General features: G+C 70.5%; 14 protein-coding genes and 1 tRNA gene. 9 read left to right on the top strand and 6 right to left on the bottom strand.

The window, feature by feature from the left end:
- Positions 1-3: 3 nt before the first annotated feature.
- The 6 genes from AB8M85_RS03840 (at position 4) to AB8M85_RS03865 (ending at position 3,898) form a co-directional block, all read left to right on the top strand.
- Positions 4-267 (top strand): GlsB/YeaQ/YmgE family stress response membrane protein, encoded by a 264-nt coding sequence (locus tag AB8M85_RS03840; RefSeq protein ID WP_372697434.1) that lies wholly within the window; start codon positions 4-6, stop codon positions 265-267.
- 106 nt (positions 268-373) lie between these two features.
- Positions 374-1,777, top strand: a complete 1,404-nt coding sequence (locus AB8M85_RS03845) for a DUF1731 domain-containing protein (RefSeq protein ID WP_372697435.1) — start codon at positions 374-376, stop codon at positions 1,775-1,777.
- A gap of 5 nt (positions 1,778-1,782) precedes the next feature.
- Entirely contained in the window at positions 1,783-2,301 is a 519-nt protein-coding gene (locus AB8M85_RS03850; RefSeq protein ID WP_372697436.1) for a methylated-DNA--[protein]-cysteine S-methyltransferase, read from the top strand.
- 15 nt (positions 2,302-2,316) lie between these two features.
- The gene (locus AB8M85_RS03855; RefSeq protein ID WP_372697437.1) at positions 2,317-2,706 is read left to right on the top strand and encodes a hypothetical protein; all 390 of its coding nucleotides are present in this window, start codon (positions 2,317-2,319) and stop codon (positions 2,704-2,706) included.
- 35 nt (positions 2,707-2,741) lie between these two features.
- A complete protein-coding gene (locus AB8M85_RS03860; RefSeq protein WP_372697438.1) occupies positions 2,742-3,275 on the top strand; it encodes an O-acetyl-ADP-ribose deacetylase in 534 nt (177 codons plus the stop codon).
- Positions 3,272-3,898 carry a DUF2249 domain-containing protein gene (locus AB8M85_RS03865; protein WP_372697439.1) on the top strand — a complete coding sequence of 209 codons (627 nt, stop codon included), beginning with the start codon at positions 3,272-3,274 and terminating at the stop codon, positions 3,896-3,898. The genes AB8M85_RS03860 and AB8M85_RS03865 overlap by 4 nt, the downstream gene beginning before the upstream one ends.
- A gap of 48 nt (positions 3,899-3,946) precedes the next feature.
- On the opposite strand, the gene AB8M85_RS03870 is transcribed toward AB8M85_RS03865, so the two are convergent.
- Both AB8M85_RS03870 and AB8M85_RS03875 read right to left on the bottom strand, forming a co-directional pair.
- On the bottom strand, positions 3,947-4,633 hold the full coding sequence (locus AB8M85_RS03870; protein WP_372697440.1) for a Type 1 glutamine amidotransferase-like domain-containing protein: 687 nt from the start codon (positions 4,631-4,633) through the stop codon (positions 3,947-3,949).
- A 128-nt stretch (positions 4,634-4,761) separates the two neighbouring features.
- A tRNA-Ala gene (locus AB8M85_RS03875) sits at positions 4,762-4,837 on the bottom strand.
- A 181-nt stretch (positions 4,838-5,018) separates the two neighbouring features.
- Between AB8M85_RS03875 and AB8M85_RS03880 the strand changes: the two genes are divergently transcribed.
- Together AB8M85_RS03880 and AB8M85_RS03885 are read left to right on the top strand one after the other, a co-directional pair.
- The gene (locus AB8M85_RS03880; RefSeq protein ID WP_372697441.1) at positions 5,019-6,362 is read left to right on the top strand and encodes an AI-2E family transporter; all 1,344 of its coding nucleotides are present in this window, start codon (positions 5,019-5,021) and stop codon (positions 6,360-6,362) included.
- Between the two features lie 80 nt (positions 6,363-6,442).
- A complete protein-coding gene (locus tag AB8M85_RS03885) occupies positions 6,443-6,874 on the top strand; it encodes a VOC family protein (protein ID WP_372697442.1) in 432 nt (143 codons plus the stop codon).
- Positions 6,875-6,892: 18 nt separating this feature from the next.
- On the opposite strand, the gene AB8M85_RS03890 is transcribed toward AB8M85_RS03885, so the two are convergent.
- The 3 genes from AB8M85_RS03890 to AB8M85_RS03900 form a co-directional block, all read right to left on the bottom strand.
- A complete protein-coding gene (locus tag AB8M85_RS03890; protein ID WP_372697443.1) occupies positions 6,893-8,122 on the bottom strand; it encodes an MFS transporter in 1,230 nt (409 codons plus the stop codon).
- Positions 8,123-8,274: 152 nt separating this feature from the next.
- Positions 8,275-9,483: an NAD(P)/FAD-dependent oxidoreductase gene (locus tag AB8M85_RS03895; RefSeq protein WP_372697444.1), complete on the bottom strand. Its 1,209-nt coding sequence runs from the start codon at positions 9,481-9,483 to the stop codon at positions 8,275-8,277.
- A 103-nt stretch (positions 9,484-9,586) separates the two neighbouring features.
- Positions 9,587-10,747: a N(5)-(carboxyethyl)ornithine synthase gene (locus AB8M85_RS03900; protein ID WP_372697445.1), complete on the bottom strand. Its 1,161-nt coding sequence runs from the start codon at positions 10,745-10,747 to the stop codon at positions 9,587-9,589.
- Between the two features lie 108 nt (positions 10,748-10,855).
- Here AB8M85_RS03900 and AB8M85_RS03905 point away from each other — a divergent pair, with 108 nt between their 5' ends.
- Complete coding sequence (locus tag AB8M85_RS03905; RefSeq protein ID WP_372697446.1) at positions 10,856-11,764, top strand: cation diffusion facilitator family transporter; 909 nt, start codon at positions 10,856-10,858, stop codon at positions 11,762-11,764.
- On the opposite strand, the gene AB8M85_RS03910 is transcribed toward AB8M85_RS03905, so the two are convergent.
- The gene (locus AB8M85_RS03910; RefSeq protein ID WP_372697447.1) at positions 11,761-13,245 is read right to left on the bottom strand and encodes an enoyl-CoA hydratase/isomerase family protein; all 1,485 of its coding nucleotides are present in this window, start codon (positions 13,243-13,245) and stop codon (positions 11,761-11,763) included. The genes AB8M85_RS03905 and AB8M85_RS03910 overlap by 4 nt on opposite strands.
- Between the last annotated feature and the right edge of the window lie 9 nt (positions 13,246-13,254).

Consider the following 13,254-nt stretch of genomic DNA (forward strand, 5'->3'; position numbering starts at 1 on the left):
AGCATGAATTTTCTGGCTTTTCTACTTCTCGGACTCATCGCCGGCGCCATCGCGAAGGCGATCCTGCCCGGCAAACAAGGCGGCGGATGGATCGCCACCCTGATTCTCGGCGTCATCGGCGCCATCCTCGGAGGCTGGATCGGCGGCGCGCTCTTCGGCGCCGACATGAACGAGTTCTTCAGCATCGTGTCCTGGATCTGGGCCATCATCGGTGCCCTGATCGTCCTGGTCATCTGGGGCTTCATCACCAAACGCCGCACGGCCTAACCACACCACAACCAGCACGGAGGTGGCCATCCCGCAGGGGTGGCCACCCCCGCTGCGTCAGGGCCCGTCCCCTCGCGCCCACACCGTTCGCGGCTAAGCTGAAACCATGGCCTGGAACCGCACACAGCACCATGTCCTCGCACTGCCGCCGGAGGACGTCTGGCGCGTCGTCTCGGACCCCGCCCGCCTGCCCGAATGGAACCGCGCCGTGCGTTCGCTGGTCCCCGAGCACGACGGCGAACCCGGCCCCGGCACCCGGCTGGCCTACACCCCCAACCCGCCGCTGCTCGGCGCCATCCACTCCCGCACCGCCCCCGACGCCGTCGTCACCCGATACCAGCCCGGCATCGCCTTCTCCTGGCGCCAGCACCAGCCCGGCGGTGGCCTGCTTGTCCACTGGGAAATGACACAGCACGACGGCGGAACCCTCCTGACGCAGAGGGTCGCCATCGAGGGCTACGGCTCGGCCGTCTTCACCGAGACCGCCGCCAAACCCCTCGCGGCCCACTTCGCCGAGAACTGCGCCCGGCTCTTCCGGCTGGCCGGCGGCCGCACCGATCCTGGCCGCCGCGTGGTCATCGCCGGGGGCAACGGCTTCCTCGGCACCCGACTGGCCGCCGACCTGTTCTGCCGCGGACTCGAACCCGCCATCCTCACCCGCACCCCACGCGTCGACTCGCCGTTCCGCCAGGTCACGTGGGATGGCCGCAGCCAGGGCGCCTGGACGGACGAGCTGGCCCACGAGGGCGGGACGGTCAGCCTGGTCAACCTCGCCGGCCGCCTGGTCGACGTCCGTCCGTCCGCAGAAGCGGTCGACGAGCTGCGCGACTCCCGCGTCGACGCCACCCGGGCGCTGGTCCAGGCCAGCCGGAAGGACGGCGCGCACGTGGAGCGGTGGATCCAGGCCAGCACCACGGCGATCTACTCCGACGCGGGCGAGGAGCGGCTGACCGAGGACTCCCCGCTGCCAGATGGCCCCGCCACCCTGCCGCAGATGACCGGCGTCGCCCGCCCCTGGGAGGAGGCCCTCAACGGGGCCAACGCAACGCACACGACGATCCTGCGCGCCGCCGTCGTCCTGGAGCAGGAATCCCCGGCGTTCGACCGGCTGGCCCTGCTCGCCCGTTCCGGCCTCGGAGGCCCCGTCGGCTCGGGACGCCAGTGGTTCAGCTGGATCCACCTGGAGGACTGGCTGCGCATCGTGCGGGCCGGACTCGGGCTGGAACCCGGCCTGAAGCTTCCCGACGGCGTCGTCATCGCCGCCGCCCCGCGCCCGGTGCGCAACGCGGAGCTGATGCGCGGGCTGCGCCGGGTCCTGGCGCCGGGGCCGCTGAAGCGCTTCGGCCTGCCAACCCCCGAGCCCCTGCTGAAGATCGGGGCGGCCGCCCTGCGGTCGGATCCCGCGCTCGGGCTGACCGGCCGCCACGCCACCTCGCGCCGGCTGTTCCAGGCCGGTTTCACCTTCGCCCATCCCGAACTGGATGGCGCTCTCGCGGAGATCACCCGGTAGCGGCCATGACCGTGTACGCGCAGATGGCATCGCCGATCGGATGGCTGCGCCTGACGGCCACCAGCCGCGGCCTCTGCGGCGTGCACATGCAGGACCACGCCCACCTGCCACCGGGCCCGACTGCGGGCACCGAGGTCTCCGGTGCCGACGTGCCGGAGGTCATCGCCCAGGCCATGGAGGAACTGCGCGGCTACTTCGCAGGGACGCGGACCACCTTTTCCGTGCCGCTGAACGCCCAGGGCACCGACTTCCAGCACCGCGTCTGGGACCGGCTGGCCGGGATCCCCTACGGCGCCACGCTCAGCTACGGCCAGCTCGCCACGGAGCTGGGCGATCCGCACCTGACCCGCGCGGTCGGGGCCGCCAACGGGCGCAACCCCGTCTCGATCATCGTGCCCTGCCACCGCGTCATCGGCTCCACCGGGTCGATGACCGGCTATGGGGGCGGGATCGACCGCAAGCTCTTCCTGCTCCGGCTCGAGGGCGTGCTGCCCCCGGCCGCCGACCAATCGCCGCTGTTCTGATGCGAGGAGGCACCCATGCGCACCATCGCCATCGTCCACTATGACCGCAACGAACGCACCCGCGCCTATGCCCAGGCCCTCGAGGGGGCGCTGCAGGGGGCCGGGCACCTGGCCGAGCAGATCCCCGTGCGCAATGCCGCCGCGAACGACATCGTCTTCTACGACGGGCTCGTCCTGGCCAGCCCGCCGCTCTTCGGCCGGCTCCACGGCATCGCCCTGGCCCGCTCGATCGCCCCGGAACGCAACAGCGCCGTCGTCGTCATCGGCGGTTCCCGCCCGGCCGACGCGTACACGCGCCTGTTCAAGCGCGGGGAGCTGCCCTCCATCACGCTGTTCCACGAGGACGACGCCGGGGCCTCCTTCGCCACGCTGGATCCCGTGGTGGACTGGGTCGGAAGGCTGTAGGGCCAACAGCGGCACGAGCCGCAGGAAGGGAACCCATGACGCAACTGGACGCCGTCCACGGCGACATCACCACCCAGGAGGTCGACGCCGTCGTCAACGCAGCGAACTCCGCGATGCGCGGCGGCGGCGGGGTCGACGGGGCCATCCACCGCGCCGGCGGACCGGACGTGCTGGCGGACTGCATCGCCCGCTTCCCGCACGGCCTGGCCACCGGGGACGCCGGCTGGACCACGGCCGGGAGGATGCCGGCACGCTGGGTCATCCACACGGTCGGCCCCAACCACGCCGCCGGGCAGCGCGACCGCTCGCTCCTGGAATCCTGCTACCGGCGCAGCCTCGAGGTCGCCGACGAGCTCGGGGCCCGCTCCGTCGCGTTCCCGCTGATCAGCGCGGGGATCTACGCCTGGCCGCTGGACGACGCCATCGCCGCCGCCGTCGAGACCCTCACCGCCACGCCGACCCGGGTCGGGCAGGTGCTGCTCGTCGCCCGGTCGACGGACGACTACCGGCGGGTCCGCGCGGCCGTCGACGCCCGCAGGGATCGCGAAGTGCAAGGAGACCGCCCATGACATCCACCGACCCCACCGCCGTGCCGGAACTCGATGCCCGCGGCCTGTCCCGCGCCGACCGGCATCCGGCGATCATGGCCGCCTACGCCGGGCTCCCGGTTGGCGGGGCGTTCATCCTGGTCAACGACCACGACCCGCTGCCCCTGCGCGGGGAGTTCGAGGCCGGGCACCCCGGTAGCCACGGCTGGGACTACCTCGACCGCGGGCCCTCCGTCTGGCGGATCAGGATCACCAAGCTAGCCAGCACGCCGCTGCCCCGGGTCCTGCTGAACACCCGCGACGTGGCGGCCGACACGGGTGCACCGGGCGCCTCGGGTGCGGTCTGGAACGTCCCCGTGCCCGAGCGCGACCTGGATTCGAACATCATCGCCCTGGAACCCGGCGGCGCCATCGACGCCTTTGCCGGTCCCGAACTCGACGTCATGATCCACGTGCTCGGCGGCACCGGTGCGCTCTCCACCGAGCGCGGGGACCTCGAGTTGGTACCCGGCGCGCTGGTGTGGCTGCCACGCCGGTCCCGCCGCGCGTTCACCGCCGGACCGGAGGGACTGCGCTACCTGACGGTGCACCAGAAGCGGCAGTCGCTGCTGCTGCAGCCGACCCGGACGCTCGACGGCAGCTGAGTCCGAGCCAGGGGGATCGGCCCCACGCTGACCCACGGTGCCAGGGTCCTACGGGGTGAAAAACTGCCAGCTCCCCTCGGAGACCACCTCAACCGTGCCGTCCTCCACGACCAGGGCGGTCTGGTCGTCGATGGCATAGGTCGGCACGGGGATCCCGGCAGCCCACCGTCCGATGTTGGCTGCGGAGGTGTCCTCCATGTCCGGGTTCCCGAAGTGCGGGTAGAGGGCGACATCCACCAGCCCGATCCCGCGCTCCGCTTCCCCGCCGCGGTCGCTGTCCTCGGGGACGAAGCCCAGGTCGAACTCGGCGTCGCAGTTATGGGGTGTCATGGCGATGCTCCCGGCGCTCATGCCCACGTAGAGCGTCCGGTCCAGGTCCGGCAGGATGTCCGCCAGCCCGGACCGGCGCATCCAGTGGCACAGGTAGAGCACGTCGCCACCCCAGACCAGCAACGCGTCGACGTTCCGGACCATGGGCTCCCAGTTCTCCTTCCGGATGCTGGGCAGCGCCGTCAGTTCCAGCACCCCCAGGGACTTCCAGCCCAGTCCACACAGGGGATTCGGTGCCGCCCCGGAAATGGCCTGCCAGGCCATCCTGCCGCCCTCGGGGAAGGAGTAGATGGCCGTGGGGATGATGAGGGCAGTGGCCTCGGAGATGGGCTTGCCGAGCAGGCGGACGAGCGCCTCGCCGATGCTGTCGTTGGCGATGCCCGCCGAGGTGAGCAGGAATTTCATGGCCGGTTGTCCTTCCGGGTGCCGGGTGCACTGCCAGACGGTGTTTCCCGCACGATAGCGGCGCGCCGGATCCCGCGCAACGAAAAGGGCCCCACAGTTCTGCCCGAACCGAGAAGCCCTTTTTCCTGTGGTGGAGGTAAGGGGATTCGAACCCCTGACCTTCTGCATGCCATGCAGACGCGCTACCAACTGCGCCATACCCCCGCAGGTTGCCCCCGCCGTCGCATTCCGACGTCCGGGACGATTTAATAATCTACAGTACCCGGGCCATGATGCGCCAATCGGAGCACCTCCCGGCCGGCCAATCTCATCCCCTGGGCCGATGCCGGCCGCCGGGGGGCGCCCGTAAACTGGGACCCGAACCAGAGCAGGGGGGCCATCACCGATGGAAACGTCGAGGGCGCACGAGTCGACACCGGTTGCCCCGTCCCGGGCGCCGATGCCGCGCTTCGTGCTGATCTGCCTCGGCTTGGCCGGACTGGCGATCACCCTGCATTTCGTCCAAGGCCTGGCCGGCATCGTCGCCCCGGTGTTCCTGGGCCTGAACCTGATGATCGTGGCCTATCCGCTGCAGCTGCTCATGTCCCGTGTGGTGCATCGGTACCTGGCGGCGGTCCTGACGGTGCTCCTCGTCCTCGTGCTGCTCGTGGCGTTCCTCGGTGCCACCGCGTGGGCCGGCAGCGAGCTGCTCCTGGCCCTGCCGCGGTACAACAAGGAGTTCGTGGACCTCTGGGACAATCTCTCCGCCTGGTTGGCGACCTGGGGGATCAGCTCGTCCATGGTGGTCGAGCAGCTGAAGTCCATCAACGCCGGCAGCATCATGAACGTGGTCCGCCCGCTGTTGGACAACGTCTCCTCGGTGATGTCACTGTTGGCCACGGTGGTGATGACGGTGTTCTTCCTCGGGATGGACTCCACGCAGATCCGCCGCCGGCTGGGCGTCATGGGCGGAATCAACCCGCGCTTCACCGAGGCCATCATGGTCTTCAGCCGGGGCGTCCGGCGCTACTGGGTCGTCACCACGGTGTTCGGGCTGATCGTTGCACTGCTCGACGTCTGGGTTCTGGCGATCCTGGGGATCGAGCTGATCTGGGTCTGGGGCGTGCTCGCGTTCCTGACGAACTACATTCCCAACATCGGCTTCGTCATCGGCCTGGTCCCGCCGGCCCTGCTGGCCCTGCTCGACGGAGGCCCCGGCCCGGCGATCACGGTCGTGGCGGCCTACAGCCTGCTGAACTTCACGGTCCAGTCGATCATCCAGCCCAAGTTCACCGGCCAGTCCGTGGGGGTCACCCCGACGGTCTCGTTCCTGTCGCTGCTGTTCTGGTACTGGGTCCTCGGCTGGCTCGGCGCCCTGCTGGCCCTGCCGGCGACCCTGCTGCTCAAGGCCCTGCTCGTCGACGCCGACCCGAAGGCCCGGTGGATCAACGTGCTGATTTCCAGCCAGGCCCCGGCCTACGCCAAGGCCGGGCGATCCGCACGCGGCCGCACCGGCCCCTCGGCGCAGGACATTCCCGACGCCCCGGAGGACCGCCAGGACGCCTCCACCAGTACGACGGCGGAATCCGCTGCCCCGCCCAGCACACCTGGCCCCATCGAATCTGGCCCCCTCCCCACCGGTTCCGGACCCTCCGGCTCCGGCTCCTGGCCGGGCGCAGCCACCGGCACCACCACGACGCGGGAGCAGGCAGACCGCGGCGATGACCTCTCCTCGGACCGGGAGCGCTGACCTCTTCTCACACGGCGGCGGCCGGGCAAGAATGGTGGCGGACACCTCCGTGTCCGTTCCCCGAGCAGAAGGGCACCACCATGGGCATCGGCCTGACCCCCTACCTGAGCTTCGACGGCAACGCACGGGAGGCCATGGAGTTCTACAACAGCGTCTTCGGCGGCGAGTTGAGCATCTTGACGTTTGCCGACGGCATGGGCGAGAAGGATCCCGACCTGGGCCAGAAGGTCATGCACTCGTCCCTGTTCATCGAACGGGGCCTGCACCTGATGGGCAGCGACTCCGGAGGCGGCCATCCGGCCGCACCCAACGGCACGACGGCGTTGAGCTCGGATGGCTCCACCGGCCAAGACGCCCAGACCCTGCAGGGCTGGTGGGACAAGCTCTCCGACAGTGCGACGGTCACCATGCCCCTGGAACAGGCGCCCTGGGGTGACTCGTTCGGGCAGCTGACCGACAAGTTCGGCGTCAGCTGGATGTTCAACATCAGCGCCGCCGAGTCGGCGGGCTAGCAGTAGCGGCGCCCGGGATCAGCTGGAGTGGCCGACGGCCACCGCCCGTGCATCGGCGGCGGCACGTGCCTTGAACACCCGTGCGGTCAGCAGCGCCAGGCACAGGCCCAGTAGAGCCAGCCCGGCGCCCAGGAACGCCGGCGCCTGGTAGCCGAACCCGAGCTTGATGACCGCCGCGCCCAGGGCCGCGCCCAGGGCGTTGGCGATGTTCAGCGCTGAGTGGTTCAGCGATGCCGCGAGCGACTGCGCCTTGGGGGCCGAGTCCATGAGCAGGGCCTGCAAGCTCGGCACCAGGATCGATCCCGTGCCGCCCAGGATGAAGACCAGGACCAGTGCCGGGACCGGGTAGGGAGAGAGCAGCCCGAAGGCGCTCATGAACACCACCATCGCGATCGTGGCGATGTAGATGCTGCCGTGCACGGACCAATCGGCCAGCCGGCCGCCGAGCAGGTTGCCGAAGACCATGCCGATCCCGTAGAGCCCCAGCACCAGCGGGACCGCGGACGCCTGCAGCCCGGTTACGTCGGTCAGGGTCGGGCTGATGTAGGAGTAGACGGCGAAGAACCCGCCGAACCCAACGATCCCGGTGGCCATGGCCATCCACACCCGGCCGCTGCGCAGCGCGGTGAGTTCCCGGCGGATGCTGGCCCCTTCGTGGATCGGGTTATAGGGCACCCAGAGGCGGATGGAGATGAGGGTGAGCACCCCGATGATCGCGACGGAGGCGAACATCCAGCGCCAGCCCAGCTGCTGTCCCAGCCAGGTCACCGCGGGCACCCCCAGGACGTTGGCGACCGAGAGGCCCATCATCACCCACGCGATCGCCCGGCCGCGCATGGTCGGCGGCACCAAGTTCCCGGCCAGGATGGCCGCCAGGCCGAAGTAGGCACCGTGCGGCAACCCGGAGAGGAACCGGGTGGCGAGCATGCTGTCGTAGGTCGGGGCCAGGAACGAGGAGAAGTTGGCGACGGTGAAGAGCACCATCAGCCAGGAGACCATGGTCTTGTGGGCCACCCGCGCGCCCAGGGCCGTGAGCAGCGGCGCCCCGACGACGACGCCCACGGCGTAGGCGGAGATCATCAGCCCCATGTCGGCGTTGCCGACCCCGAGGTCCGCGGCGCCTTCCTGCAGCAGGCCCATGATGGAGAACTCCGTGGTGCCGATGCCGAAACCACCCAGCGCGAGGGCGACCATGGCCATGAGCAGGGGTCGTCCGGAGAGCAGGGTGGTGCGGGGCGGGGTGGTCATGCGGTGGTTCCTACCTTCGAGGGCTTGGGGCGGTGTTGGTGACCGGCCAGGTGCCTCGTTGCTGTCCATGGCGCGTACCGAGGTCAACAGTCTAGGGAGGTCGGTTCATTCCCGCAGCATCGGCATCCCCGCCGGCCCCGGCCGCCGCGGGTTCACAATGCGGCGAGGGGAATCTCCGCATCGGCCAGGCGTGCGGGCTCGATGCTGCGGCCGACCAGGGCGCGCAGGGTGTCGTTGACGTCCCAGATGTTCACGTTCATCGCGGCGGCCACGGTTCCGTCCTCAAGCCAGAAGGCGATGAACTCCCCGGACTCCAGTTTCCCGCGGATCACGGTCTGTGCGTCCGGGCCCGCATGGCCGACGTACTCCATGCCCAGGTCGAACTGGTCGGTGAAGAAGTAGGGCAGCCAGTCGTAGCGGTCGTCGTGGCCCAGGATCGTCTGGGCGGCCAGCGTGCCCTGTCGGATGGCGTTGTCCCAATGCTCGACGCGCAACCGGCCCAGCCGGGTGTTCTGGGCGTTGGCGACGTCCCCGACGGCCAGGATGTCCGGGTCGCTGGTGCGCAGCGCGCTGTCCACCAGCACCCCGTTCGCGACGTCCAGCCCGGCCGCCTCCGCCAGGCCGGTGGCCGGCACCGCCCCGATGGCGATGAGCACGACGTCGGCAGGCACCTCCCCGGCGGAAGTCTCCAGGCCGGCGGCTCGCCCGTCGCGCTCGATGATGCCGCTCACCTGCGTGCCCAGGCGCAGCTCCACGCCGTTGGCCCGGTGCAGTGCGGCGAAGTGAGCGCCGATCTCCTGGCCGAGTACGGAGCCCAGCGGCGTGCTGCCCGGGGCAACGACGGTGACCTCCATGCCCGCCTGCCGGGCACTGGCGGCGACCTCGAGTCCGATCCATCCGGCTCCCACCACGGCCAGCCGGCCGCCAGCGCTGAAGGAATCCTTGAGGGACTCGGCGTCGCCGACGCGGCGCAGCAGGTGGACGCCCGGCAGGTCGGCGCCGGGCACCTCAAGCCGGCGGGAATCGGCCCCGGTGGCCAGCACCAGGTTCCCGTAGGGGTGCTCGGAGCCGGAGTCCAGCCGCACCACGTGGTGCTGCCGGTCGATGGAGGCGGCCTGCTCCCCCAACACCAGGCTGACGTCATGCTCGGCGTACCAGCCGGCGTCGTGCACGATGGAGGCATCCGCGGCCTGCTTGCCCTGCAGGTAGTCCTTGGACAGCGGCGGACGCTCGTAGGGCGCGGTGGGCTCGTCGCCGATGAGCGTGATGCCATTCGGGTAGCCGTGCTCGCGCAGGGTCTGGACCACATGGGCTGCCGCGAGGCCTCCCCCGATGATCACCGTGCCGTCGGATGCTGCCATGGCTACCTCCTGGATGCCCACGCGGGCACCGTTCTCCCGGGTCCGCTTTCCCTCAAGGTAGGCCCGGCGGGCTTCAGGGGCAAGCAGCCGGCCGGACCGCCGGCTAGGACCGGTTGGCTGGCCCGTGGGGGTAGTCGGCCGCGCGGTCCTGGAATGCGAGGATGGCGGGATTGGCGATGACACCGTCACGCAGCTCGATGGCCCGCGTGATGGTCTCGCTGCCGGCCCAGGCCGCGGGCCCGCCCAGGACCACCTCGAGGAACGGCAGCAGCGCGGCGCTGATCTCCCAGCTGGCCGAGTTCCACAGGTAGGACGGGCTGTGGTCCACCGCGTAGTAGTCGATGTTCGTCCCCACGGTGAACATCGGATCGGCAAAGCTCGTCGGCCGTGCCCACTCGAACGCCATGCCCCCGTCGCAGGAGACGTCGATGACCAGGCTGCCCGGGGAGAAGGCGTCCAGGTCGGCGCTGCGCAGGTAGAGCAGCGGGTGGTTGGGGTCCTGCAGCGTGCAGTTCACCACGATGTCGCTTTCGGCCAGGAACGGGGCCAGTGGGACCCGGCCACGGTCGTCGGTGATGACCTCGCTGAGGTAGGGGCCGCCGTCGTGGTCGAACTGGATCATGTCCACGGAGTGGATCGGCGCGGCCACGGAGGCGACCTTGCGGTTCGTCAGCACCCGGATGTCCGTGATGCCGTGGGCCTTCAGCGCGGTGACCGCTCCCCGCGCGGTGGCCCCGAACCCGATGACGACGGCGGTGAGCCGGCGCCCGTAGTCACCGGTGACCCCGGTGAGCGCCAGGGAGTGGATCACCGAGCTGTAGCCGGCCAGCTCGTTGTTCTTGTGGAAGACGTGCAGCGAGAACCCGCCGTCACGGGCCCAGTGGTTCATGGCCTCGAAGGCGATCAGGGTCAGGCGCTTGTCGATGGCCAGCTGGGTCAGTTCGCGGTCCTGGACGCAGTGCGGCCAGCCCCAGAGGGTCTGGCCCTCGCGCAGGTCCTCGAGGTCCCTGGCCTGCGGCTTGGCCAGCAGGACGGTATCGGCGGCGGCGATCACCCCGGCGCGCGTGGTGACCTCGCCGACCAGCGTTCCGAGGTCCCCATCCGAGTAGCCGAAGCGCCTGCCGTAGCCCTCCTCCAGGACCATGCGCCGCCGGATCCCGGGATCGATCCGTTCCAGGTGGCCCGGGTGGATCGGGACGCGGTGTTCGTCGGTCTTGCGTGAGCGGCCCAGGACGCCCAGGACGGGTTGGTTCGGTGTTGCCATGGTGCACATCCGTTTCGGGTGCCGCCATGGCACCGTGGCCCTTACGCTACACCGGGCCTGTCACCGGCCCGGCACCCGGTCATACACTGGCGCCATGGAGGTTCCCACATGACGGTCCTGATCGCCTTTCTCGCCAACCTGCTGGTGGCCATCGCCAAGACCGTGGTTGCCGTGATCACCGGCTCGGCGTCGATGATGGCCGAGGCAGCCCACTCCTGGGCCGATGCCGGCAACGAGGTCTTCCTGCTGGTCGCCGACCGCCGTTCGTCCCGTCCCAAGGACGAGCGGCACCCGCTGGGCCATGGCCGGGAGGCCTACGTGTGGTCGATGTTCGCCGCTGTCGGCATCTTCACCGCCGGCGCGGTCTTCTCCGTCATGCATGGCGTCCAGGAACTGGCGAATCCGGCCCCGGTGGAATCGGCCAACCTTGCCTACATCGTCCTGGGCGTCGCGTTCGTGCTCGAGGGCATCTCCTTCACCCAGGCCATCGTTCAGGCCCGCCGGCAGGCCCGGAAGGCGGACACCTCGGTGTTCCGGCTGGTCCTGCACACCTCCAACACGACGCTGCGTGCGGTGGTCGCGGAGGACTCGGCGGCCCTGGTCGGCCTGGTGGTGGCGGCGGCCGGCATCTTCGTCCACGAGATCACCGGCAATGCCATCTGGGACGCCCTGGGGTCGATCGTGATCGGCGCCTTGCTCGGCGTGGTGGCCCTGGTGCTCATCGACCGGAACCGGCATTTTCTCATCGGCGCCAGCTCGACGCCGGAAATCCGCAGCCGGGTGGGGCACTCCCTGCAGGAGCACGCGGAGATCGCCCGCGTGACCTACCTGCATCTGGAGTACATCGGTCCCGGGCGGCTGTTCCTGGTCGCCGAGGTGGACCTGGAGGGCGATGACCCCGAGGAGGAGGTCGCCCGGCAGATGCGCCGCATCGAACAGGAGCTCGAAGGCCACGAGATGATCGAGACTGCCGTGTTGTCGCTCTCGGTGAGTGACGAGGCCTCGCTGGAGTTTTAGGCATCCCTCCAACGGGCGATGCCACCCGTCCAGGCCGGGAAGCCCGCGCCGTCGACCGAGGCGATGTTCAACGCCGCGACCGCCGCGGCGTCGCGATCGGCGAGATGCCGGCGTCCGGCCTCGGCGATGGCCGAGAGGAGACGCCGCTGGGCTGCCGCGGTATCCAGTCCGGGCTGTTGCGCGCCGGTGCCGCCGGTGGCGGGGACGTGGGCACCGGCCGTCTGCCCGACGGCCTCCTCGATCGACTGGTACAGCGGCGAGGACAGTCCTGCCTGTCCGGCGGCGCGCACGACGGAGATACCCGCCATGCCCTCGGCCACCAGGTCGCCAGCTGCCACCCGGGCGGCATCGTTGAGGTCGACGACCATTCGACGCGCGGCATCCGGCCCGGCGCGCCGGGCCGGATCCAGCGCTTCGTCCGCGTCTGCATCCGGGTTGCCCTGGTGATCGGTGTGCACGCCGGGGACGGACTCTCCCGCGGCGGCGGTCACGGAATCCGGCACCGCGCCCGTCGTTGCATCCACCGACTGCTGGCCCGCCGCCTTGCGGTCGGCATGCCGCAGGCCGATCATCGCGGTGGACACCGGGTCGACGACGGTCTGGGTGTGGTACCGGGCCTCGATGACGGCGGCGGTGTTGACATCCACCTGCGCGCCCTCGACGGCCGCGGCCAGGATCGCACGCGGTGCGGGGTTGTGCAGGGCATCGCGGCGGCTGCGCAGCCGGGCCGGCAGGAATTGCAGGACGGCGGCGACGGCGTCGGTGCCCGTCGCCGCGGGGAGCCCGGGGATCCCGCCGGGGATCCGGTAGCCGTCTGCGTCCCAGGGCTGGACTGCGTGGGGGTTCTCGCGGAGCCACTGCCGGGCCGCCGGGATCAGCTCCTCCTCGTCGTCGACCGCTTCGTCGACGATCCCCCGTTGGATGGCGTCCTGCGTGCCGAAGCTGGAGCCGCCGAGCAGCAGTTCGTCCAGCGAACGCTCCACGCCCAGCAGCCGCACGGTGCGCAGCACGCCGCCGGCGCCCGGGCAGAGGCCGAAACCGACCTCGGGCAGGCCGAAGCGGATGCCGGGCTCGTCCAGGGCGATGCGGTGGTTCGTGGCCAGGGCCAGGCCCAGGCCACCGCCGAGGGCCGAACCGTTCACGGCGGCCACGACGGGAACCCCCAGGGTCTCCAGCCGGCGGAACGCGCTCGCCATGCCCAGGGCCAGGTCGTAAACGGCCTGCGCGTCGGTCGGCGTGGCCGCGGCCATGGCGTCCAGGTCCGCGCTGGCGCAGAAGCTCTCCTTCGCCGAGGTGAGGATGATGCCGGCGATCGCGGCCTGGTCCTCGGCCAGACGCGCTTCCGCGGCGTCGAGTCGCCCGGCCAGGGCCGCGATGAAGGCGGCGTCGAGCAGGTTCACCGCCGTGCCGGGGGCGTCGAGGGTCCAGGTGAGGATTCCGTCGTCGTGCATGTCCTCGCGGACGATCTCCTGTGCGTGCATGTCCATCCT

The sequence above is a fragment of the Arthrobacter sp. JSM 101049 genome (assembly GCF_041679245.1).
GTDB lineage: Bacteria > Actinomycetota > Actinomycetes > Actinomycetales > Micrococcaceae > Arthrobacter_H.

What these genes read in the sequence shown, in the direction of transcription:
- AB8M85_RS03840 (WP_372697434.1), top strand. Translation starts at nt 4, where the DNA reads ATGAATTTTCTGGCTTTTCTACTTCTCGGACTCATCGCCGGCGCCATC.
- AB8M85_RS03845 (WP_372697435.1), top strand. Translation starts at nt 374, where the DNA reads ATGGCCTGGAACCGCACACAGCACCATGTCCTCGCACTGCCGCCGGAG.
- AB8M85_RS03850 (WP_372697436.1), top strand. Translation starts at nt 1,783, where the DNA reads ATGACCGTGTACGCGCAGATGGCATCGCCGATCGGATGGCTGCGCCTG.
- AB8M85_RS03855 (WP_372697437.1), top strand. Translation starts at nt 2,317, where the DNA reads ATGCGCACCATCGCCATCGTCCACTATGACCGCAACGAACGCACCCGC.
- AB8M85_RS03860 (WP_372697438.1), top strand. Translation starts at nt 2,742, where the DNA reads ATGACGCAACTGGACGCCGTCCACGGCGACATCACCACCCAGGAGGTC.
- AB8M85_RS03865 (WP_372697439.1), top strand. Translation starts at nt 3,272, where the DNA reads ATGACATCCACCGACCCCACCGCCGTGCCGGAACTCGATGCCCGCGGC.
- AB8M85_RS03870 (WP_372697440.1), bottom strand. Translation starts at nt 4,633, where the DNA reads ATGAAATTCCTGCTCACCTCGGCGGGCATCGCCAACGACAGCATCGGC.
- AB8M85_RS03880 (WP_372697441.1), top strand. Translation starts at nt 5,019, where the DNA reads ATGGAAACGTCGAGGGCGCACGAGTCGACACCGGTTGCCCCGTCCCGG.
- AB8M85_RS03885 (WP_372697442.1), top strand. Translation starts at nt 6,443, where the DNA reads ATGGGCATCGGCCTGACCCCCTACCTGAGCTTCGACGGCAACGCACGG.
- AB8M85_RS03890 (WP_372697443.1), bottom strand. Translation starts at nt 8,122, where the DNA reads ATGACCACCCCGCCCCGCACCACCCTGCTCTCCGGACGACCCCTGCTC.
- AB8M85_RS03895 (WP_372697444.1), bottom strand. Translation starts at nt 9,483, where the DNA reads ATGGCAGCATCCGACGGCACGGTGATCATCGGGGGAGGCCTCGCGGCA.
- AB8M85_RS03900 (WP_372697445.1), bottom strand. Translation starts at nt 10,747, where the DNA reads ATGGCAACACCGAACCAACCCGTCCTGGGCGTCCTGGGCCGCTCACGC.
- AB8M85_RS03905 (WP_372697446.1), top strand. Translation starts at nt 10,856, where the DNA reads ATGACGGTCCTGATCGCCTTTCTCGCCAACCTGCTGGTGGCCATCGCC.
- AB8M85_RS03910 (WP_372697447.1), bottom strand. Translation starts at nt 13,245, where the DNA reads ATGCACGCACAGGAGATCGTCCGCGAGGACATGCACGACGACGGAATC.